Source organism: Streptomyces sp. NBRC 110611 (assembly GCF_001590865.1).
GTDB lineage: Bacteria > Actinomycetota > Actinomycetes > Streptomycetales > Streptomycetaceae > Streptomyces.
Map to the genome: position 1 here is coordinate 150254 of NZ_BBUY01000013.1, position 19202 is coordinate 169455.

Genomic DNA, 19202 nt, shown 5'->3' on the forward strand with positions numbered 1-19202 from the left:
ACGGTCACGGAGTGTACGCAGTGCGACCCCAACAGTGACCCGTTTCACAGGACTTCGGGCAGAAAGGCACAGCATCCCTGCCGCGCGCAGAGGCGCCGTCCGCCCCCGGAATTCCGGCCACCCCTCCCGATCAAGCCAATGTCCTGGCAGGATCCCGCCCATGCTCACCGCACTCCCCCGCCCCGGACGCCGGGCCCTCCGGGCCGCGGTCGCGGCACTGGTCGCCCTCGGGCTGGCGCTGTGGCTGCTGCTGTCGACGGGCGGCGAGCGGTCCGCGGGCGGCCGGGTGACCCTGGCCACGGGCGTCCCGACCGGCGTGTACGCGCGCTACGGGGAGCTGCTCCGGCGGGATCTGGCGCACGACATGCCGGAGCTGGACCTGCGACTGGCCGGCAGCGAGGGGTCGATCGACAATCTGCGGCAGCTGGCCGCCGGGCAGGCGCAGTTCACCATCGCCACGGCGGACGCGGTCGCCACGTACCGGGGCGGCGGCGGGCCCGGCGCGGACCGGCTGCGCGCCTGCGCCCGGCTGTACGACGACTACATGCAGCTCGTGGTGCCGAAGGGGTCCCCGGTGCGCTCGGCGAAGGATCTGCGGCGGCTGCGGGTGGGGGTCGGGGCCGACGGCTCCGGCGTCCAGCTGATCACCCGGCGGCTGCTGGCGGCGGCCGGACTCCGCATCGACCGGGACATCGAGCCCGTACGCATCGGCATCGACCGGATGCCGGAGCTGCTGGAGCGGGGAGAGCTGGACGCGTTCTTCTGGTCGGGCGGGCTGCCGACGACGGCGGTGCAGCAGCTGGCGCAGCGGTTCCCGGTCCGGTTGGTCCAGCTCGGGGACCTGATCGAGGGGCTGCACCGGCAGGACGAGCGCACCCGCTACTACCGGGCGGCGGTGATGCCTGCCGACGCCTATCCGCAGGCCCAGGACGGACAGGCGGTGAAGACGATAGCGGTGGCGAATCTGCTGGTGACGACGGACCGCTCGGACGCCGCCCTGACCGAGGGCATCACCCGTACCGTGATCAACAGCCGGGACCGGATCGGCCGGCAGGTGCACGCCGCACAGCGGGTGGACCTGCGCACGGCGGTGTTCACCGACCCGCTGAGGCTGCACGAGGGCGCCCGGCGGTACTACCTGTCGCAGAAGCCGTGAGGCGGCCCCGGGTCCCGCGGCCGCACGGAACGGGGCCCGCACCGGAGGCCGGCGCGGGCCCCGTTCACGGGACACTGAGCGTGTCAGGCGGCGACGATGTTCTCCGCCTGCGGGCCCTTGGGGCCCTGGGTCACGTCGAAGGTGACCTTCTGGCCCTCGAAGAGCTCACGGAAGCCCTGGGCGGCGATGTTCGAGTAGTGGGCGAAGACGTCGGGGCCGCCGCCGTCCTGCTCGATGAAGCCGAAGCCCTTCTCGGGGTTGAACCACTTGACGGTGCCGGAAGCCATGTCTTTCTCCTTCATGGGGCAAACCGGAGACCGCACCGTGCGGCCTCCCTTGTCGCCGAATTGATCGCCCCATACCGGAACCAGGCCCGGGAGCACCGGAAAGGATTTCCGGAAGCACCTGAACAGGACCGGAAACAAGGAACGCCCGGGGCTTCCAGCCTCCGGGCGCGCACAACGTTCATCATGGGTACCACAACTGCAACGCTGTTCACGCTAACACAGGCACAGCACGGACCGATCAGTGATCCGCATCACACACCGCCACCGTCGCGCCACCGCCACCGCCATCGCCACGCCGGCGGCACGCGCCCCGGCCGCGCCCGTCAGGGACCGGTGCGCGGCACGGTCACCGTGACCTTGAGGCCGTGCGGCGGATGCGGGGCGTAGGCGATGGTGGCGCCGCCCGCGGCGAGCAGGGCACGGGTGATCGACAGTCCCAGTCCGGAGCCGGAGACGTTCTGATGGCGGCTGCTGCGCCAGAAGCGGTCGCCGATCCGGGCGAGTTCGTCGTCGGTGAGCCCCGGCCCGCGGTCGGCGACGGCGATCTGCACCCGCTCACCGTCGGGCGCGGCACCGACGACGACCGGCCGGCCCTCCGGAGTGAACTTCAGGGCGTTGTCCACGACGGCGTCCAGCGCGCTGGAGAGGGCCACCGGGTCGGCCCAGCCGGTGACCGCGCCCTGCCCCTCGTAGGTGAGCCGGACGCCCTTGGCATCGGCCAACGGGCGCCAGGAGTCGACGCGTTCGGCGGCCAGCGCGGCGACATCGACGAGCTGGAGGTCGGCGGCCGAGTGCTCGGCCAGCGCCAGGTCGAGCAGGTCGTCCAGGACCCGGGCCAGCCGCTTGCCCTCGGTACGGACCGAGGCGATCTCCGCGTTGCCGTCGGGGAGTTCGAGGGCCAGCAGCTCGATCCGCAGCAGCAGCGCGGACAGCGGGTTGCGCAGCTGGTGGGAGGCGTCCGCGACAAAGGCGCGCTGCTGCTCCAGGACGTCCTCGACGTGGTCGGCCATCTCGTTGAACGAGCGGGCCAGCCGGCGCAGCTCGGGCGGTCCCGCGGTGGCCGCCACCCGGGACTTCAGCCGGCCGGTGGCGATGTCGTGGCTGGCCGCGTCCAGGACCCGCACCGGCCGCAGCACCCAGCCGGTGAGCCGGAAGGCGGCGGCCACCGCGACGAGCATGGCCGCGCACTCCCCGGCCCCGATCAGCGCCCAGCCGCGCAGGATGCGCGACCGCATCTGGCCGGTGGGCGAGTCGGTGACCACGACCGCGACCACATCGCCGTCGCGGATGACCGGTGAGGCCACCGGGACCCGGCCGCCCTCGTCCCAGGGCCACACCTGGCGCGGATCGCGGCTGCGGCGCCCGGCCAGCGCCTCGCTGAAGGCCCGGGCACCCTCCCCGTGGCGGGGCACCGGCATGTCCCGTGGGGCGGCGGCCATGGGGGTGCGGTCGCGGTAGAAGACGCCGGCGCGTACGCCGTAGAGGTCGTGGTAGCGCGCCAGTTCGGCGCCGAGGGTGGCCCGCCGCTCGTCCTCCTCGCGCGACGCACCGTGCCGGTCGGCCGCGTCGGAGCGGGCGGTGACGAACTGGGCGAGGGAGGCGAACCGGGCGGCGTCGTCGATCCGGTCGATGACCACCTTCTGCTGCTCCACACCGGCCGTGATGACGCCGAGCGGAATGCCGAGCGCCAGCAGCACACCGGCCAGGAGGACGATGAGGAGCGGGAGGAGTCGGGTGCGCACGGGCCGGCGGCGGCCTTCAGGACGCCGGGGACGCCGGGGACGTCGGGGAAGCCGGCCGGCCGGGAGCCGGCACGACGAGGCGGTAGCCGACGCCACGCACCGTCTGGATCAGGGCGGGCATGCGCAGTTTGGCGCGGAGTGAGGCGATATGCACCTCCAGGGTCCGGCCGGTGCCCTCCCAACTCGTCCGCCACACCTCGCTGATGATCTGCTCCCGGCGGAAGACCACCCCCGGGCGCTGGGCGAGCAGCGCCAGCAGGTCGAACTCCTTGCGGGTGAGCGGGACCGCGGTGCCGTCCACGGACACCTGCCGGGTGGGCAGCTCGACGGTGACCGCGCCCAGCCGCAGCGGCTCGGCCACGGCGCCCTCGGCAGCGGGCTGCTCCCCGCCGCCGTCCCCCGGGGACACCGCGCGCCGGCTCACCGCGTGGATACGGGCCAGCAGCTCACCGGTGTCGTACGGCTTGACCACATAGTCGTCCGCGCCCAGGTTGAGGCCGTGGATACGGGACCGCACATCGGCGCGCGCGGTGACCATGATCACCGGGGTGCTGCAGATCCTGCGGATCCGGCCGCACACCTCGAAGCCGTCCTGATCGGGCAGCCCGAGGTCGAGCAGCACCACCGAGAAGGGCTCCGCGTCATCGGGCAGCAGGGCCTGCAGCGCCTCCTCCCCGCTGCGCGCGTGCACGAGCGCCAGGCCGTGCTTGGCCAGCACCGCGGACAGGGCCGCGGCGACATGATCGTCGTCCTCGACCAGCAGCAGTCTCATCGGTCCTCCTCCCGGGTGCGTACGTACGGACCACAGGGCATCTACGGCGATGGGGGGCACACACGTCAAGAGCAGGCCGCCTCCGGGCCGCCATCCGTTACCCAGCCGGTACCGCAGCCGTGGCCCCGAGGCCCGCCTCCCCCGCTTCACCCACAGTGTTCCGCTGCGACCGGATCGTTATGCTCAATTTCCCCTCAGATGTAATGACGCTGTTCGCACCCCGGCCTAGGGTCCTCCCAACCGAGGAGGACGGAGCTGTACGCCGATGAGCGAAGTATCGGTGACCAAGAACGCCAAGGGCCCCGAGCGAGCAGGGGACCAGCTGGTCGTGCTGGACAACGTGAACAAGCACTTCGGCGCGCTGCACGTACTCCAGGACATCGATCTGACGATCAACCGTGGCGAGGTCGTCGTCGTGATCGGGCCCTCGGGCTCCGGCAAGTCGACGCTCTGCCGCACGATCAACCGGCTGGAGACCATCGACTCCGGCAGCATCACCATCGACGGGAAGCCGCTGCCGCAGGAGGGCCGGGAGCTGGCCCGGCTCCGCGCCGACGTCGGCATGGTCTTCCAGTCCTTCAACCTCTTCGCGCACAAGACCGTGCTCGAGAACGTGATGCTGGGGCAGACCAAGGTCCGCGGCACGGACAAGGCGAAGGCCGCGGAGAAGGCCCGCGCCCTGCTGGACCGGGTGGGGGTCGGCACCCAGGCCGACAAGTACCCCGCACAGCTCTCCGGCGGCCAGCAGCAGCGCGTGGCGATCGCCCGCGCGCTGGCGATGGACCCGAAGGTGATGCTCTTCGACGAGCCGACCTCCGCGCTGGACCCGGAGATGATCAACGAGGTGCTGGACACGATGCAGCAGCTCGCCCAGGACGGAATGACGATGGTCGTCGTCACACACGAGATGGGGTTCGCGCGCTCGGCGGCGAACCGGGTCGTCTTCATGGCGGACGGCCGCATCATCGAAGAGGCCGAGCCGAACCAGTTCTTCACCAACCCGCGCAGCGACCGCGCCAAGGACTTCCTGTCGAAGATCCTCCACCACTGAGGCCGCGGTTGAGCCACCATGTCCGCCAACACGTGCTGAACCAAAGGATGTTGACCATGAGGATGGGTAAGACGGCTGCGGCCTGTGCGGTGGTGCTCGCGCTGGCGGCCACGGCGACCGCGTGCGGCGGCGAGGCCGGTACGGCGGGCGACAAGCCGGCCGGCGGGGATGTCTTCAGCGGGACGTACAAGGTCGCCTCGGACGTCACGATCGACTCACCGGTGCTGAAGAAGGCCCAGAAGGCCAAGAAGATCACCGTCGGTGTCAAGGCCGATCAGCCGTTCCTGGGCTTCAAGGACCCGGCCACCGGCACGTACTCCGGGTTCGACATCGAGATCGCCAAGATGATCGCGGCCGACCTGGGCTTCTCGGAGAAGCAGATCGACTTCCAGACGGTCGACTCCAACGTCCGGGAGACCAAGATCGCCCACGGCGGCGTCGACTTCTACGTCGGTACCTACACCATCAACGACGAGCGCAAGAAGCAGGTCGGCTTCGCCGGCCCGTACTACACCGCCGGTGCGGACCTCCTGGTGCGCAAGGACGACAAGGCCATCACGGGCCCGGAGGCGGTCAAGGGCAAGAAGGTCTGCTCGATCGTCGGCTCCACTCCGCTCCAGGAGATCAAGAAGGACAAGTACGGCGCCGAGACCACCGAGATGGGCAAGTACTCGGAGTGCGTCAAGAACCTGCTGGACGGCTCGGTCGACGCGGTCACCACCGACGACGCGATCCTCAAGGGCTACGCCGCCCAGCGCTCCGAGAAGCTCCGGGTCGTCGGCAAGCCGTTCACCAAGGAGCCCTACGGCGTCGGCCTGAACAAGGACGACAAGGCGCTGCGGGAGGCGATCACCAAGGCGCTGGAGAACCACATCAAGAACAGCGACTACCAGAAGGCGTACGAAGGCACGCTCGGCAAGTCGGGTTCGAAGTACGTCGCCCCGCAGACGCCGCTGCCGCGGTACTGAAACGCCGGCCCGCTCCGCTCCTGACCGCGCCGCCCCGTACGCCCGTCGTGGCCGGGTGTACGGGGCGCGCTGTCGCGGGCCAGGGGCGTGCCGTCTCCGCCCTCGCGCCCGGTCGGACGCCGGCCCGCCCGCGCTCCCCTGATTCCGTCGGCCTCCCCGCGCTCCCCCCACCGATTCCTGCCGGACCTCCCTGAATCCCGCTGAATCCCGCTGAATCCCGCCGTTTCCCCGCCGCCGACCTGACCGCTACCGCGGAGACCCCATGAACGTACTCCTCGATTATTTGCCCGAGTTCCGGGACGGGTTCCTCGGAACCCTGGCGATCACCGCGTCCAGCGGCCTGCTCGCGCTGGTCCTCGGCGTACTCATAGCCGGTTTCCGGGTCTCCCCGATTCCGCCGCTGCGCGCGTTCGGGACGGCCTGGGTCACGGTGCTGCGCAACACCCCGCTGACGCTGCTCTTCCTGGTCGCGTTCTTCGTCGTGCCGCTGGTCCTCTTCACGGGCGCGAGCCCCTACGTACTGGCCACTCTGGCGCTGGGCTTCTACACCTCGTCCTTCGTCTGCGAAGCGGTGCGGTCCGGCATCAACACCGTCCCGCTGGGGCAGGCGGAGGCCGCGCGCAGCCTGGGCATGACCTTCGGCCAGACCCTCCGGCTGATCGTGCTCCCGCAGGCGACCCGCACCGTGATCCCCCCGCTGAGCAGCATCTTCATCGCCCTGACGAAGAACTCGGCGATCGCCGGCGCGTTCAGCTTCCCCGAGCTGTTCAGCGTCTCCAAGCTGCTCAACGACAAGGGGTACGCGATCGCCTGGATCTTCCTGTGGGTCGCCCTGTCCTACCTCATCATCACCTTCGCCATCAGCGGCCTCTTCCGGCTGCTGGAGCGCCGGCTGGGGGTGGCCCGGTGAGCGGCCGCAGCAGACTCGTCAGACTCGTCACCACAAAGAACGTGCCGCGCGCATGCGAGGCCGGGCGAAGCGAGGTTTCCGCATGACTGCGAGCGTTCTCTACGACGTTCCGGGGCCGAAGGCGAGGGCGCGCAACCGCGTCTACACCGTCCTCGGCAGCCTCGCGGTGCTCGGCCTGGCCGTCTTCGCCGTACTGCGGCTGAGCGCCAAGGGCCAGCTGGAACCCGAGGTATGGAACATCTTCAACTACGCCGGTGTGCGGACCAGCATCCGCGACGGCGTCCTGACGACACTTCAGGTCTTCGCGGTCGCCGCGGTGCTGTCGCTGGCGCTGGGCGTCCTGCTCGCCGTGGCGCGGCTGTCGGACCACAAGCCGGTCCGCTGGTTCGCGACCGGGTTCATCGAGCTCTTCCGGGCCGTCCCGCTGCTGATCACCATCTACGCGGTATGGGTGATCTTCCTCAGCAACCGTGAGAGCCTCGGGCTCACCGGCGACCAGCCGCAGTTCTGGGCGCTGGTGCTCGGCCTGACGGTCTACAACGGCTCGGTGCAGGCCGAGGTCCTGCGGGCCGGTATCAACTCCGTCCCCAAGGGCCAGCGCGAGGCCGCCTACGCACTGGGCATGCGCAAGACCCAGGTCATGACGACGGTCCTGATCCCGCAGGCCGTCCGGGCGATGCTGCCGACCGTCATCAGCCAGCTCGTGGTGACCCTGAAGGACACCTCCCTCGGCTACATCATCACGTTCGAGGAACTCCTCTACACCGCCCGGCTGATGAGCTCCAACATCATCGTCAACGGCAACGACACCTACGTCCCGATCATCATCGTCACCGGCTCCCTCTACGTCGCGATGTGCCTGGCACTGTCCGGCCTCGCCAACTGGATCGAGCGGCGTGGCCGTCGGGCCAGGACGGGCATCGGCGTCGCGGGGGCCGCCGAGCCGGTGACCGCCACCGACGCGATGGAGGTCGCCGACGCGACACCGGACGGCCCGACGGGCGCCAAGGGCGCGAAGGGGTCGCAGCACTAGCCGCGCCGTTCCGGCCGGAGCCGGGCGGGACCGCTTCGCCGGGCCCGGCCGGACCGGCCGATATCCGACCGTGCGGAGGCGGCGGCAAGGGCGCCACCGCCTCCGTCACTTGACGCCGACGCCCGCAGTGGGTTGCATACGCTGTGTGATCACGCACCGGGCTCCCAGCGCCAGTTCCCGCATGTCCCGTACGTTCCAGCGGCCCCAGGGAGCGACGCCGTGGACCCGGTGATCATCGTCGGGGCCGGCCCGGTCGGCCTGTCGCTCGCCCTCGCCCTCGCCCGGCTCGGCGTCCCCTCCCTCGTCCTCGACGAGACCACCGGGCAGGAGGACACCCGGCCCGCCCGCACGGCCGTACTCCGCGCGGAGACCGCGGCCTTCGTCGGCCGGCTCGGCTGCGCCGACGCCCTGGAGAGCGACGGCACCCGCTGGACGGCCTGGCGCATCATGCGCCGCCGGCGCCTGGTCGAACGCGTCGCCTTCGCTCCGCGCACCCCGGACGACGAGGCCGGCCCGTCCGCCCTGGCCTCCCCGGTCCACCTCCCCCAGCACACGCTCACCCGCGCCCTGCGCGCCGCGCTGGCCCGTGAGAAGCTCGCCGAGGTCGTCACCGGCGGCCGGCTCATCGATCTCGAACAGGACGCGCACGGCGTCAGCGCCCACACCCGCGGCGCCAACGGGACGTGGTGGCGCGGGAGTTACCTCATCGGCTGCGACGGCCCGCGGTCGACCGTCCGTAAGCTGCTGGACATCCGCTTCCCGGGCCGTACCGCCGTCGAGCGGCACGCGGTGGCCGCGCTGCGCTGTGAACTCCCCTGGCCCGGTGAGGCCCTGCTGCACCGCTCGCCGCCCCGGCAGGGCGGCGGACCGGGCAGCGAGGTGTCCGCCCGCCCGCTGGCCGACGGCGTGTGGCGGCTGGACTGGCTGCTGCCACCGGGGCGCGAACTGGTCACCCCGGAGGCCCTGGTGGCCCGGATCCGCGACTCCCTGGCCGGCTGGACCGCCGAATCCCCGGCCGGGGCCCCACCGGGGTACCCGGCCGGCTCCTCGGCCTCCGCTCCGGCGGACGGAACCGGTCCGGACGCCGGCGGGACGCTGTCGCACGGCCATGGCCACGGTCACGACCACGGCCATGGCCGGCTCGTCCCCCCGTACGAACTCCTCGACACCGGCGTGCACACCGTCCACCACCGGCTGGCGCGCTGCTGGCGGCAGGGCCGCACCTTTCTCGCCGGTGACGCCGCACACCTGCTGGGCGCGCTCGGCACACAGGGCCTGGACGAAGGGCTGCGCGACGCCGAGAACCTCGCCTGGAAGCTGAGCCTGGCCTGGCACCACGGCGCTTCCGAGACGCTGCTCGACAGCTACCAGGACGAGCGCCGAGCCGCGGTCGCGGCCCGGCTGCGCGCCGCGGACCAGGCACTGCCGCTGCTCCGGGACGGCGGCTCGGCCCGCTGGCGCACCGTGCTCCCGGGCGCGGCACGCGGCCGCAGCACCCTGCTGACCGACGGCCACCTGGGCCGCGGCCCCCTGGGCGCACCGCCCGTCTACGGCCGCACTCCCCTGGCGCCGCCCGCCGAGCACACCGGCGGTCCGCTCACCGAGACGCCTGCGGGGGCACCGGTCACGGATGTGCCGGTGACCGCGTCCGACGGCTCGGTGGTCCGGCTGCGGGACCGTCTGGGGCAGGGCCTCCTGGTGGTACTGGTGGCCCCCGGCACCACCGTCTGGGACCGCCGGCACTGGCGGTCGGCGGGCCTGATGCCCCAGCTGACCAGCGCGGTCGCCGCCCTGCCGATGCCCGCCGAGGTCCTCGTCACCGAGTCCTATCCGGGCGCCGCCGCCCACACCGTCCTCCTCGTGCGCCCCGACGGCCATCTGGTCACCGCCCTGTCCGGCGTCCGCCCGGCTGAGATGTCCGCCTGTGCGGCGGCTGTACGGGGCGGAGACGCGGGCGCGGGTGCGGGATCGAGGGCAGGCGCGAGCGCGAGGGCCGGGGCGAGGGCCGGGGCCACGGCGTCCGGGGTGAGCACGGCGCCGTCCGGGGTGGCCGGGCCGATCGGGCCATCGTCCGGGCCGCTCGGGCCACCCGGCTCACCACACGTGTCCGGGTCGCCCACCGTGTCCGGGTCTCCGGCCACGCCCGGGCCCGGTGAGGCCACCGAGGCCGAGGCGCAGGCCCCCGGCCGCGAGGGAACCCCGTGGAGCGCGGCACCCCCCGGCGGAGAGGGACCCACAGGCCAGGAGGGGACCACGGGCGAGGACGGACCCACGGGCGAGGCGGGGATCACGGGCGAGACGAGGACCACCGGCGAGGGGGACTCCACAGGCCGACACGGGCTGGACGCGGCCTCCGCTGTTGACCCTGTGGGATCCCCCATGTTTCACTCCGAGCGTGACTGATCCCGGCTCGCGATTCTGGCGGAGGGTCCATCTGGACCTGGTCCGCCATGCGGGCTGCATGTGTCGTCCGTCCTGTTGATCCGCGTCTCCCTGCCCGCGCTGCCGCCTGAACCTGCTCGGCGGCCGCGCCCCTTCGCGATCCCCCAGGACGGTCTCCGTGCCCGACGTACATACCTCCGCGCGCCCGCATGCCTCCGGCACCCGCAGCGGGCCCAGCGCTTCCGAACTCCTCGGCTTCGCCCGCCGCACCGCCACGGACGCGGCGCTCATCGCCTCGCTCCCGCTCGACCCCGAAGGCCGCACCTGGATCCGGCTGGACGGTCCGGGCGGCAGTGAGGCCTGGCTGATCGGCTGGCCGCCCGGCACCGGAACCGGCTGGCACGACCACGGGGGCTCCCGCGGCGCCTTCGCGGTGGCCACCGGCGAACTGACGGAACACTCGCTCGCCGCCCAACTGCCCACCGAAGGCTGGAAGACCCTGGAACTCGCCGAGGGTGTGGACCGCGCACGCACGCTGCGCGACGGCCGCGGCCGGGCCTTCGGCCCGCACCACGTCCATCAGGTGCTCAACCTCTCCGGCCTGTCCGCCGGCACCCATGCCGTATCGGTGCACGCCTACTATCCGCCGCTGCCGCTGATGCGCCGCTACAGCCGCACCGGACAGCTGCTCCGGCTCGAAGCCGTCGAACGCCCGGAGGAATGGGGCCCGGAGACACGGGCCCCGGAGACGCGGGAGGCGGAGGCATGGGAGGCGGAGGCATGAGTGCCGTCGACGAGCTACTGGTCCGGGCCCGGCGGGAACTGGGCCGGCGGGCGGGCCCCCGAGAGGCCGCCGCCGTCCAGCGGGCCGGCGGTCTGCTGGTGGACATCCGGTACGCACAGCTGCGGGCACGCGACGGCACCATCCCCGGCTCCCTGATCGTCGAGCGCAACGAACTCGAATGGCGCCTCGACCCCACCAGCGAACATCGCGCCCCCGAAGCGACCCACCTCGACCTTCCCATCGTCGTCATCTGCAACGAGGGCTACGCCTCCACGCTCGCCGCCCTCTCCCTCCGCCAACTGGGCCTGCACCGCACGACCGACCTCGCGGGCGGCTTCCAGTCCTGGCGCCGCGCGGGACTCCCGATACACACCTCAACCCCAGCGGCGTCGTCAGCAGCAGCGCCTCTTTCGGCACGCGGCTGAACCTAGCGGGGCCCAGCACCCTTGCGCCCCTTGCGCCCCTGCGCCCCTGCGCCCCTGCGCCCCTGCGCGAACATCTCGTCAATCGTCCGGCAGATGCTGATCCAGCAGCTCCGGATCCTCGCCTTCCTCCTCCAGGGCCTGTTTGACGACGCGGAGGGCGAGGCCTTCCGCGTAGCCCTTGCGGGCCAGCATTCCGGCCAGCCGGCGGAGGCGCTTCTCGCGGTCCAGGCCTCGCGTCGCGCGCAGCTTCCGGTCGACCAGCTCCCGGGCGGTGGCCTCCTCCTGCTCGGAATCGAGGCGGCCGACGGCCACATCGATCAGGGTGGAGTCCACCCCCTTGGTGCGCAGTTCACGGGCGAGCGCGCGGCGCGCCAGGCCACGGCCGTGGTGGCGGGATTCCACCCAGGCATCGGCGAAGGCCGCGTCATTGATCAGGCCGACGTCCTCGAACCGGGACAGCACGTCCTGTGCCGCCTCCTCGGGGATGCCCCGCCGCCGCAGGGCGTCCTCGAGCTGCTTGCGTGTGCGCGGCGTCCCGGTGAGCAGGCGCAGGCAGATCGCCCGCGCCTGCTCCTCGGGTGTACGCGGTGGTCCCGCCTCGGCCCTCGACGAGGAGTGACCACCGCTGTCCTCAGGGCCGCTACAGCCCCTGCGGCCATAACGGGTCTCGGCGTCACCGGCAGCGCTGGTGGTCTTCCCCTCGCTGTCCGGCCATTCCGTTCGCCGTGTCATAGCGGATTAGCTCTTGGCCGCGGCGGCCTTGGAGCCCTTGGCACCCTTGGCCGCCGGTGCGGGGGTGGCCGGAGCGGCCGCCCCGGCGGCGTCCACGCCGGGCTCCGCCGTGTCCTGCGGCTTGACGCCGATACCGAGCTTCTCCTTGACCTTCTTCTCGATCTCATTGGCGAGATCGGGGTTGTCCTTGAGGAAGTTGCGGGCGTTCTCCTTGCCCTGGCCCAGCTGATCGCCTTCGTAGGTGTACCAGGCACCGGACTTGCGGATGAAGCCGTGCTCCACACCCATGTCGATCAGACCGCCCTCACGGCTGATGCCCTGGCCGTAGAGGATGTCGAACTCGGCCTGCTTGAACGGCGGGGAGACCTTGTTCTTGACGACCTTGACGCGGGTGCGGTTGCCGACCGCCTCCGTACCGTCCTTGAGGGTTTCGATACGACGGATGTCGAGGCGCACCGAGGCGTAGAACTTCAGCGCCCGGCCACCGGTCGTGGTCTCCGGGGAGCCGAACATCACGCCGATCTTCTCGCGGAGCTGGTTGATGAAGATCGCGGTGGTCTTGGACTGGTTCAGCGCGCTGGTGATCTTGCGGAGGGCCTGGCTCATCAGCCGTGCCTGGAGGCCGACGTGGGAGTCGCCCATCTCGCCCTCGATCTCGGCCCGCGGCACCAGGGCGGCAACCGAGTCGATCACGATGAGATCGAGTGCGCCGGAGCGGACCAGCATGTCCGTGATCTCCAGGGCCTGCTCGCCGTTGTCCGGCTGGGAGAGGATCAGGGCGTCGGTGTCCACACCGAGCTTCTTGGCGTACTCGGGGTCGAGGGCGTGCTCGGCGTCGATGAACGCGACGGAGCCACCGGCCCTCTGGGCGTTCGCGACAGCGTGCAGGGTCAGGGTCGTCTTACCGGAGGATTCCGGGCCGTATACCTCGATCACACGGCCACGGGGGAGACCGCCGACGCCGAGCGCGACGTCCAGCGCGGTGGAGCCGGTGGGGATGACCTCGATGGGCTCCTTGGAGCGCTCCCCCATGCGCATCACGGCGCCCTTGCCGAATTGCCGTTCAATCTGTGCGAGCGCGGCGTCCAGCGCCTTCTCGCGGTCAGTGCCTGCCATGGGTTCCACCCGGTTTGCTTGAGTCGATCGCTTCACGTCCATGACGCTAACGCCTGCCACTGACAATGCGCCCGGACCCACCTCCGGCCTGTGGATAACTCCGCGAAAACCCCGGAATTACAAGCCCGAACCCCAATGAGAATGGATGTTCGATTTTCCTGTCAAGCAGCCGCCCCGCCGGTATCGCGACGCAGCGGCCGACTGGCACCCGGCACCGGGGCAGGGATGGTCAGGGATGGCCAAGGGCGAGCCAGGGTGGGGGGAGGGGTGGCTCAGCGGCTTCCCCGGCCGCCTCCGGCCGCGCCGCTCTCGCCGCTCTCGTCGTTCCCGCCGTTCCCGTCGTTCCCGTCGTTCCGGTCGGTGGCGGGAGAGGAGGGCGGTGACGGCGGCTGTTCCGCGTGCCGGGTGCCGCGGATCCGGTCGATGAGCCCGGCGGCGGGGCGGCGCGGGGCCCGGCCACGGACCCGGAGATCGTCGGGGACCGAGTAGCGCTTCACGTACGTGCCGAGGAACGCCTGCAGTGTCGCCGTCGCGGGGATCGCGATCAGCGCGCCGACCGCTCCCATCAGGGCGGTACCGGCGACGACCGATCCGAAGGCGACGGCCGGGTGGATGTCCACCGTCTTGGCGGTGATCCGCGGCTGCAGAAGGTAGTTCTCGAACTGCTGGTAGATCACGACGAAAGCGAAGACCCACAGGGCGTGCCAGGGGTTGACGGTGAACGCGATCAGGATGGGCAGCGCACCCGCCAGGTACGTACCGATGGTGGGGATGAACTGCGAGATCAGGCCGACCCACATGCCCAGGGCCGGGGCGTACGGGACGCCCATCAGCTCCAGCAGGACGTAGTGGGCGATCCCGGATATCAGGGCCATGAGCCCGCGGGAGTAGAGGTAGCCGCCGGTCTTGGCCACCGCGATCTCCCAGGCACGCAGGACCTCGGTCTGGCGGTGCGGCGGGAGGACGGAGCACAGGGCGCGGCGCAGACGGGGGCCGTCGGCGGCGAAGTAGAACGAGAACAGGGCGACCGTCAGAAGGTTGAACAGGCTGCCCAGCACCGTCGCGGAGACGGCCAGCACGTTGTTGGCGCTGTCCTGGACGTAGTTCTGCAGCCAGTCGGACTTGAGCAGGTTGTTCTGCACCTCCACCCGTGAGAGACGGGTGTGCAGCGTGCTGTTGATCCAGCTGATCACGTCGTCCAGGTACTGGGGGAACTCCTGGACCATGGTGGCTATCTGGCCGGCGAGCATCGATCCCAGCAGCGTGAAGAAGCCGACCGTGGCGACGAGGATTCCCAGGAACACCAGCCCCGTGGCGAGCCCGCGCCGCACGCCGCGGGCCGCCATCCAGTCGACGGCCGGCTCGATGGCGAGCGCGAGGAAGAACGCGATCAGCACATTCAGCAGCAGGGTGATCAGCTGGTGGAAGCCCCAGATGGCGAGCTGGTAGCACGCCACGAGGGCGAGCGCGAGCACCATGGCGCGCGGCAGCCAGCGCGGCATCCGCGCCTCGGACCGATCCTCGGACCGATCCTCGGACCGGCCCTCGGGTCGGTTCGCAGGCTGAGCCTCGGGCCGGTTCGCGCGCCGGCCATCGGGCCGGCCCTCCGGCCGTGCGGCTTCGTTGGTGATCTCATCAGACACGGACACGCAGCCAAGTGTCCCGCACCGCACCGACAACCCCGTCCTGGCCGGCCGGGACGGACTCACCGCCCGCCACGAGGGCTCACCGCTTGTCGTGCGGCACGTCCATCACCCTGCAGACCACCCGCCACACCTCTTTGGCGCTCCAGCCCGCGTCCAGCGCCTCGTGGACGGTACGTCCGCCGAGGTCGGACATCACATAGTCGCGCGCGAAGGAGTCGGCGTACGCCGCGCCGAAGTGATCCGCCATCCGCTGCCAGAAGACCGTCAACCGCATGAATCCCGCTCCGTACCCACTCTGACCTGCACGTTCACGACCCTGTCGGCCCCTGGTGGCCCCCATGGCCCGCACCGGACCTGACGTGCGCGTATGTCGGACATGACGTGCGTGTATGAAAGCAGGGTAAAGCCAGGGGCACACAGCCCACTCGCGCTAGTGTGCGAGCGTGAGCCTTTATGTCGTCATAGGTTTCGGGCCCGCCGGGGCCGCCACCGCTCGGCTGCTTGCCGATCAGGGGCATTCGGTACGAGTCGTCACCAAGACGGGCCGTGGTCCGGAACCCGGCATCGAGCACATCACGCTGGACGCGGCGGACGGCGAGCAGCTGATCGCGGCCACGCGGGGAGCGGCCGCGATCTTCAGCTGTGCCGCCCCGCCCTACCACCGCTGGGCGGGCGAATGGCCGCCGCTGGCCTCGTCGCTCTGCGCGGCGGCCGAGGCGACCGGGGCCGTCCTGGCCATGCTGGGCAACCTGTACGGCTACGGTCCGGTGGACGGCGCCATGACCGAGGATCTGCCGCTCGCGGCGAGCGGCCCCAAGGGGCGGGTCCGGGCCGCCGTCTGGGAACAGGCGCGAAGTCTGCACGAACAGGGGCGCATCAAGGCGGTCGAGGTGCGGGCCTCGGACTTCTTCGGCCCCGGCGTGACCGACGGCGGGCACCTGGCCGCTCGGGCCGTGCCACGACTGCTGCGGGGCAAGCCGGTCGCCACACTCGGGGACCCGGACGCCCCGCACAGCTGGAGCTACCTCCCCGATGTCGCCAGGGCCCTGGTCGAGGTCGCGGGCGAGGAACGGGCCTGGGGAAGGGCCTGGCACGTCCCGACGGAGCCCGCGCTGTCCGTCCGGGAGATGGTCGGCCGCCTCGCCGCTCAGGCGGGAACGGGACCGGTCGCGGTGCGCGGACTGCCGCCGGCCGTACTGGGCATCGCTTCGGTGTTCTCCCCGCTGATCCGCGAACTGAGGGAGATCCGCTACCAGTTCGACCGTCCGTTTGTCATGGATGCGAGCGCTTACGAAGCCGAATTCGCGGTACGGGCCACTTCCGTTGATGAGCAGATCAAGGCGACGGTGAACTGGTGGCGCGAGCGACGACCGGCCGCCACCGGATGACACCTGGGCCGGCGGGGCATCGCATCGGAGAGCGCCAGGTCGGCCTGCGCCGGATCCGGGTGCGTCAGGTCAGGATGCGCCAAGTCAAGGTGCGTCAGGGCAAGATGCATCAAGCTGGATGCGTCAGATCAGGGTGCGTTCGATCCGGCTGAGCACGGCCTCTTCCCGGGATGCCTCGGATTCCCCGGATTCCCCGGATTCCCCGGATTCTCCAGATCCCCGGGATTCTCCGAATCCTCCGAATTCCCCGGAATTCTCGGCGTCGCCGGTCGTCCCGGCTCCCGCGGCTTCCCCGGATTCTCCGGCCGGGGGCGCGCCGGGCCGTTCCCCGGTGCCGCCTATCCGCTGGGCGAGCAGATAGGCGATCACCTCGGCTTCCTGCTCCTGAACGTCGTCATAGGTCGCGCGCAGGAGCATATCGCGCACGAGGCCGGGGTCGAGGTTCGGGAAGAGGAGGCGGGCACTGGCCTCGTCCAGCCAACCCGCGCCGCGATGGCAGCAGATGATGTGGCCCAGCTCGTGCAAGATGATGTGCTCCTGATGCGCGCTGGTCGTGTTGGCGTCGTAGAAGATGAGGTCCTCGTCACGTGCGGCGACCCACATGCCGCACGGGTGCGACGCGGGCATCTGCATCGGGACCAGCGTGATCGGACGATCGCGGATCTCACCGAGGTGGCGGCAGAGCTCGGCCACATCGGCCACGTCCGGCAGATCGAGTTCGGCGATCCGCCGCGCACCGGCCTTCCGGAGCCTCTTGAGGTGGCTGCGGCGGTCCTGATCGGCCGACCACTTCTTCCTCGCGGCCCTCGCGGCCTTCGCGCCCCTCGCGCTCCTCACTGCTCCCCTCCGCTCCGCACTCCCCCGTACCCTCACTCGGCGCCCGAGGAATCGGTGACGGGGGGAAGTCCCTGCATCTGCCGGTACTGGTCCATGATGGCCGTGATGGCCTGGAGGTTCTCCGTCTTCATCCCGGCCGCCCGCATCGCCACCGCGCGGACCCCGGCCTGCCGCAGCGCCTCGATGGCGGCGACCTCGCCCAGCACCGACTCGGCGATCTCGTCATCGAAGAAGTAGGCGACCGACACGCCGAAGAAGCGCGCCAGTGCGGCCAGCAGGTCCGGTGAGGGATTGGCGCGCTTACCCGTCCGCAACTGCGACAAGTACACGCCCCCGACCCTGAGTTCGGGGTTGCCCTGCTTCAGCTCCTCCGCCACCTCGGCGTTGGTCCAGTGCTTGCCCTTGGGACGAACCGTCTTGAAGAGGTTGTCCAGACGCACTGCCAGCACAGGCCGGTCGTCAATCCCGGACATCGCGATCCCCCTTCCGTCACCTCCCCGGCATTGCCCTTGGCTAACCGTCAGTTTCACAGATTAGCTGACAGTTGACAATCGGCCGGGGGTCCGCCAACGTAGACCCCGCCGATAGCTGTCAGCTAACTTCGCTCACGGGGGTAGCCGAGTGGGCTGCCAGCACATATCGCCCCGGCCCGGCCCGCCCTCGGGGGATGGCGGGCCGGGCCGGGCGGGGCTCATCCGCCCGGCCCCACGGGAGACGGACCGGACGGAGGCCCTCCCTCCCCCGTTCACCCTCTCCGTCCACCCCGGCCGTCACCCCACGTTCTCGTGTCTCTCGAGTCCGCGGTAGGCGGAGGCCACCCGGGTGAGCCAGGCGACCTCCGCGGTGAAGTTGTCGGTGTCGTGGTCTTCGAAGTCGCCGGCGTCCTTGTTGTCGTCCGGGATGGTGCCGGCGCGCTTGGCCCGCAGGGCCTGCTTGATCTGGGCCGCTTCGGCGAACGCCTGCCGGGACTCGTCGCTCGCCCCGGGGCCCGCTCCGTCGGCCCCATGGGCGGAGCGGTCGATGTAGGGGCGCAGGCCCCGCCATCCGTCCCGTATTTCGATGACCCGCCGGTGGAGGCGGTAGTCGAGGTCGGAGACCGAAGCCCCGGGCGGCTCCAGGACGATGTCCGGGGACGACTCGTACAGATCCCGCCAGAGCGGGTAGAGGGCGCGGTACGACCGGTAACTGCGCGCCCACCTCAGCAGTTTGGCGGCGGAGGCTCCCCAGGAGGAGATGGTCAGACTGAGCGAGAGAACGACGATGCCCACCGCGCTGAAGACGGAGGCGGCGAGCTGCCAGACGCCGATGTCGATCCCGCACGCGGCGGTGAGGATGTTGACCGTCCGGGCCAGGCAGTAGAGGAAGAGGATCACTGCGGCGACGGAGAGCATCCGCAGGGCCTGTCGCAGCGAGGCCTTGCTCGCCATACGGGCGTAGGGGCCGCACTGCCGGAAAATCGTGACGCACGGAAGTGCCTGGGAGACGATGAAGACCAGGAGGTAGATGAGGACCAGCGGTTGGCCGCTGCCGGTGCTGAAGTCCGAAGCCGGCCGGCCGGGGCCGTCGGCGATGAAGAAGAGCGCCGTCAGCAGCGCGTTGAGGGCGATGCCGGTCACCAGCCAGTAGCGGGTCCTGCGCACCGCCTCCTCGGCGGTGGTCGCCCAGCGCAACAGGATAATCTGCGCGCTGACGCAGAAGGCGACCGCCGATACGTGCATCACCAGGATGGCGAGGTTGCCGACGCCGAGGAAGCTCCCGCCTCCCATGGCGATGGCGCCCATCGTGAAGGTGAGGCACTGGAGCAGCAGAGTGATCACCAGTGTGCGGTAGGCGTTCTCCCGCCGGCTGCGCCGTACTTGGCACAGCCGGTAGGCGAGCGCGGCGTACGACGAGAGCGCCGCGATGACGAAGCAGAGGGTTTTGATGGTGTTCACGGCCTGATTCCCCGCCGGTACGCGCACGCGGCGAACCGT

The 19202-nt window shown here is 70.9% G+C and carries 18 protein-coding genes and 1 pseudogene; 9 read left to right on the plus strand and 10 right to left on the minus strand.

Going from position 1 to position 19202, the window contains the following annotated elements; genetic code table 11:
• Positions 1–160: 160 nt before the first annotated feature.
• Positions 161–1156, plus strand: coding sequence for a TAXI family TRAP transporter solute-binding subunit (locus AZE13_RS24075; protein ID WP_066935812.1), 996 nt, complete (start codon positions 161–163; stop codon positions 1154–1156).
• 83 nt (positions 1157–1239) lie between these two features.
• Here AZE13_RS24075 and AZE13_RS24080 read toward each other — a convergent pair whose 3' ends face one another.
• The 3 genes from AZE13_RS24080 to AZE13_RS24090 all read right to left on the minus strand — a co-directional run bounded on the left by AZE13_RS24080 (position 1240) and on the right by AZE13_RS24090 (position 3957).
• Positions 1240–1443, minus strand: coding sequence for a cold-shock protein (locus tag AZE13_RS24080; protein ID WP_066935813.1), 204 nt, complete (start codon positions 1441–1443; stop codon positions 1240–1242).
• Positions 1444–1766: 323 nt separating this feature from the next.
• Entirely contained in the window at positions 1767–3185 is a 1419-nt protein-coding gene (locus tag AZE13_RS24085; protein ID WP_066935815.1) for a sensor histidine kinase, read from the minus strand.
• A gap of 16 nt (positions 3186–3201) precedes the next feature.
• On the minus strand, positions 3202–3957 hold the full coding sequence (locus AZE13_RS24090) for a response regulator transcription factor (RefSeq protein WP_066935817.1): 756 nt from the start codon (positions 3955–3957) through the stop codon (positions 3202–3204).
• Positions 3958–4222: 265 nt separating this feature from the next.
• Between AZE13_RS24090 and AZE13_RS24095 the strand changes: the two genes are divergently transcribed.
• From AZE13_RS24095 to AZE13_RS24125, 7 genes are all read left to right on the plus strand, one after another.
• Complete coding sequence (locus AZE13_RS24095) at positions 4223–5008, plus strand: amino acid ABC transporter ATP-binding protein (protein WP_066935820.1); 786 nt, start codon at positions 4223–4225, stop codon at positions 5006–5008.
• A gap of 56 nt (positions 5009–5064) precedes the next feature.
• A complete protein-coding gene (locus AZE13_RS24100; protein ID WP_066935822.1) occupies positions 5065–5976 on the plus strand; it encodes a glutamate ABC transporter substrate-binding protein in 912 nt (303 codons plus the stop codon).
• A 262-nt stretch (positions 5977–6238) separates the two neighbouring features.
• Positions 6239–6886: an amino acid ABC transporter permease gene (locus tag AZE13_RS24105; protein WP_066935825.1), complete on the plus strand. Its 648-nt coding sequence runs from the start codon at positions 6239–6241 to the stop codon at positions 6884–6886.
• A gap of 82 nt (positions 6887–6968) precedes the next feature.
• The gene (locus AZE13_RS24110; protein WP_066935828.1) at positions 6969–7919 is read left to right on the plus strand and encodes an amino acid ABC transporter permease; all 951 of its coding nucleotides are present in this window, start codon (positions 6969–6971) and stop codon (positions 7917–7919) included.
• 219 nt (positions 7920–8138) lie between these two features.
• A complete protein-coding gene (locus AZE13_RS24115; RefSeq protein ID WP_258527957.1) occupies positions 8139–10322 on the plus strand; it encodes an FAD-dependent monooxygenase in 2184 nt (727 codons plus the stop codon).
• A 157-nt stretch (positions 10323–10479) separates the two neighbouring features.
• The gene (locus AZE13_RS24120) at positions 10480–11085 is read left to right on the plus strand and encodes a cysteine dioxygenase (RefSeq protein ID WP_066935831.1); all 606 of its coding nucleotides are present in this window, start codon (positions 10480–10482) and stop codon (positions 11083–11085) included.
• Positions 11082–11510 (plus strand): rhodanese-like domain-containing protein, encoded by a 429-nt coding sequence (locus AZE13_RS24125; protein ID WP_066935834.1) that lies wholly within the window; start codon positions 11082–11084, stop codon positions 11508–11510. Before AZE13_RS24120 ends, AZE13_RS24125 begins: the two co-directional genes overlap by 4 nt.
• A gap of 78 nt (positions 11511–11588) precedes the next feature.
• On the opposite strand, the gene recX is transcribed toward AZE13_RS24125, so the two are convergent.
• The 4 genes from recX to AZE13_RS24145 all read right to left on the minus strand — a co-directional run bounded on the left by recX (position 11589) and on the right by AZE13_RS24145 (position 15278).
• Entirely contained in the window at positions 11589–12242 is a 654-nt protein-coding gene (gene recX, locus AZE13_RS24130; protein WP_066935836.1) for a recombination regulator RecX, read from the minus strand.
• Between the two features lie 6 nt (positions 12243–12248).
• Positions 12249–13358, minus strand: a complete 1110-nt coding sequence (gene recA, locus AZE13_RS24135; RefSeq protein ID WP_066935839.1) for a recombinase RecA — start codon at positions 13356–13358, stop codon at positions 12249–12251.
• A 272-nt stretch (positions 13359–13630) separates the two neighbouring features.
• Positions 13631–15001 (minus strand): AI-2E family transporter, encoded by a 1371-nt coding sequence (locus tag AZE13_RS24140; RefSeq protein ID WP_398780212.1) that lies wholly within the window; start codon positions 14999–15001, stop codon positions 13631–13633.
• Positions 15002–15083: 82 nt separating this feature from the next.
• Entirely contained in the window at positions 15084–15278 is a 195-nt protein-coding gene (locus AZE13_RS24145) for a DUF3046 domain-containing protein (protein ID WP_066935842.1), read from the minus strand.
• Between the two features lie 169 nt (positions 15279–15447).
• Between AZE13_RS24145 and AZE13_RS24150 the strand changes: the two genes are divergently transcribed.
• Positions 15448–16392: an NAD-dependent epimerase/dehydratase family protein gene (locus AZE13_RS24150; RefSeq protein ID WP_066935845.1), complete on the plus strand. Its 945-nt coding sequence runs from the start codon at positions 15448–15450 to the stop codon at positions 16390–16392.
• A 258-nt stretch (positions 16393–16650) separates the two neighbouring features.
• Here AZE13_RS24150 and AZE13_RS24155 read toward each other — a convergent pair.
• The 3 genes and pseudogenes from AZE13_RS24155 to AZE13_RS24165 form a co-directional block, all read right to left on the minus strand.
• A pseudogene (locus AZE13_RS24155) lies at positions 16651–17229 on the minus strand (hypothetical protein); the annotation flags it as partial.
• A gap of 32 nt (positions 17230–17261) precedes the next feature.
• Positions 17262–17702, minus strand: a complete 441-nt coding sequence (locus tag AZE13_RS24160) for a helix-turn-helix domain-containing protein (RefSeq protein WP_066935849.1) — start codon at positions 17700–17702, stop codon at positions 17262–17264.
• Between the two features lie 297 nt (positions 17703–17999).
• Positions 18000–19163: an MAB_1171c family putative transporter gene (locus AZE13_RS24165; protein ID WP_066935852.1), complete on the minus strand. Its 1164-nt coding sequence runs from the start codon at positions 19161–19163 to the stop codon at positions 18000–18002.
• Positions 19164–19202: the final 39 nt, after the last annotated feature.

Excerpts from the sequence above, each read along its gene's own strand:
- AZE13_RS24090 (WP_066935817.1), bottom strand. The coding sequence starts at position 3,957 with ATGAGACTGCTGCTGGTCGAGGACGACGATCATGTCGCCGCGGCCCTG.
- AZE13_RS24095 (WP_066935820.1), top strand. The coding sequence starts at position 4,223 with ATGAGCGAAGTATCGGTGACCAAGAACGCCAAGGGCCCCGAGCGAGCA.
- AZE13_RS24125 (WP_066935834.1), top strand. The coding sequence starts at position 11,082 with ATGAGTGCCGTCGACGAGCTACTGGTCCGGGCCCGGCGGGAACTGGGC.
- recX (WP_066935836.1), bottom strand. The coding sequence starts at position 12,242 with ATGACACGGCGAACGGAATGGCCGGACAGCGAGGGGAAGACCACCAGC.
- recA (WP_066935839.1), bottom strand. The coding sequence starts at position 13,358 with ATGGCAGGCACTGACCGCGAGAAGGCGCTGGACGCCGCGCTCGCACAG.
- AZE13_RS24075 (WP_066935812.1), top strand. The coding sequence starts at position 161 with ATGCTCACCGCACTCCCCCGCCCCGGACGCCGGGCCCTCCGGGCCGCG.
- AZE13_RS24145 (WP_066935842.1), bottom strand. The coding sequence starts at position 15,278 with ATGCGGTTGACGGTCTTCTGGCAGCGGATGGCGGATCACTTCGGCGCG.
- AZE13_RS24100 (WP_066935822.1), top strand. The coding sequence starts at position 5,065 with ATGAGGATGGGTAAGACGGCTGCGGCCTGTGCGGTGGTGCTCGCGCTG.
- AZE13_RS24080 (WP_066935813.1), bottom strand. The coding sequence starts at position 1,443 with ATGGCTTCCGGCACCGTCAAGTGGTTCAACCCCGAGAAGGGCTTCGGC.
- AZE13_RS24105 (WP_066935825.1), top strand. The coding sequence starts at position 6,239 with ATGAACGTACTCCTCGATTATTTGCCCGAGTTCCGGGACGGGTTCCTC.
- AZE13_RS24160 (WP_066935849.1), bottom strand. The coding sequence starts at position 17,702 with ATGTCCGGGATTGACGACCGGCCTGTGCTGGCAGTGCGTCTGGACAAC.
- AZE13_RS24110 (WP_066935828.1), top strand. The coding sequence starts at position 6,969 with ATGACTGCGAGCGTTCTCTACGACGTTCCGGGGCCGAAGGCGAGGGCG.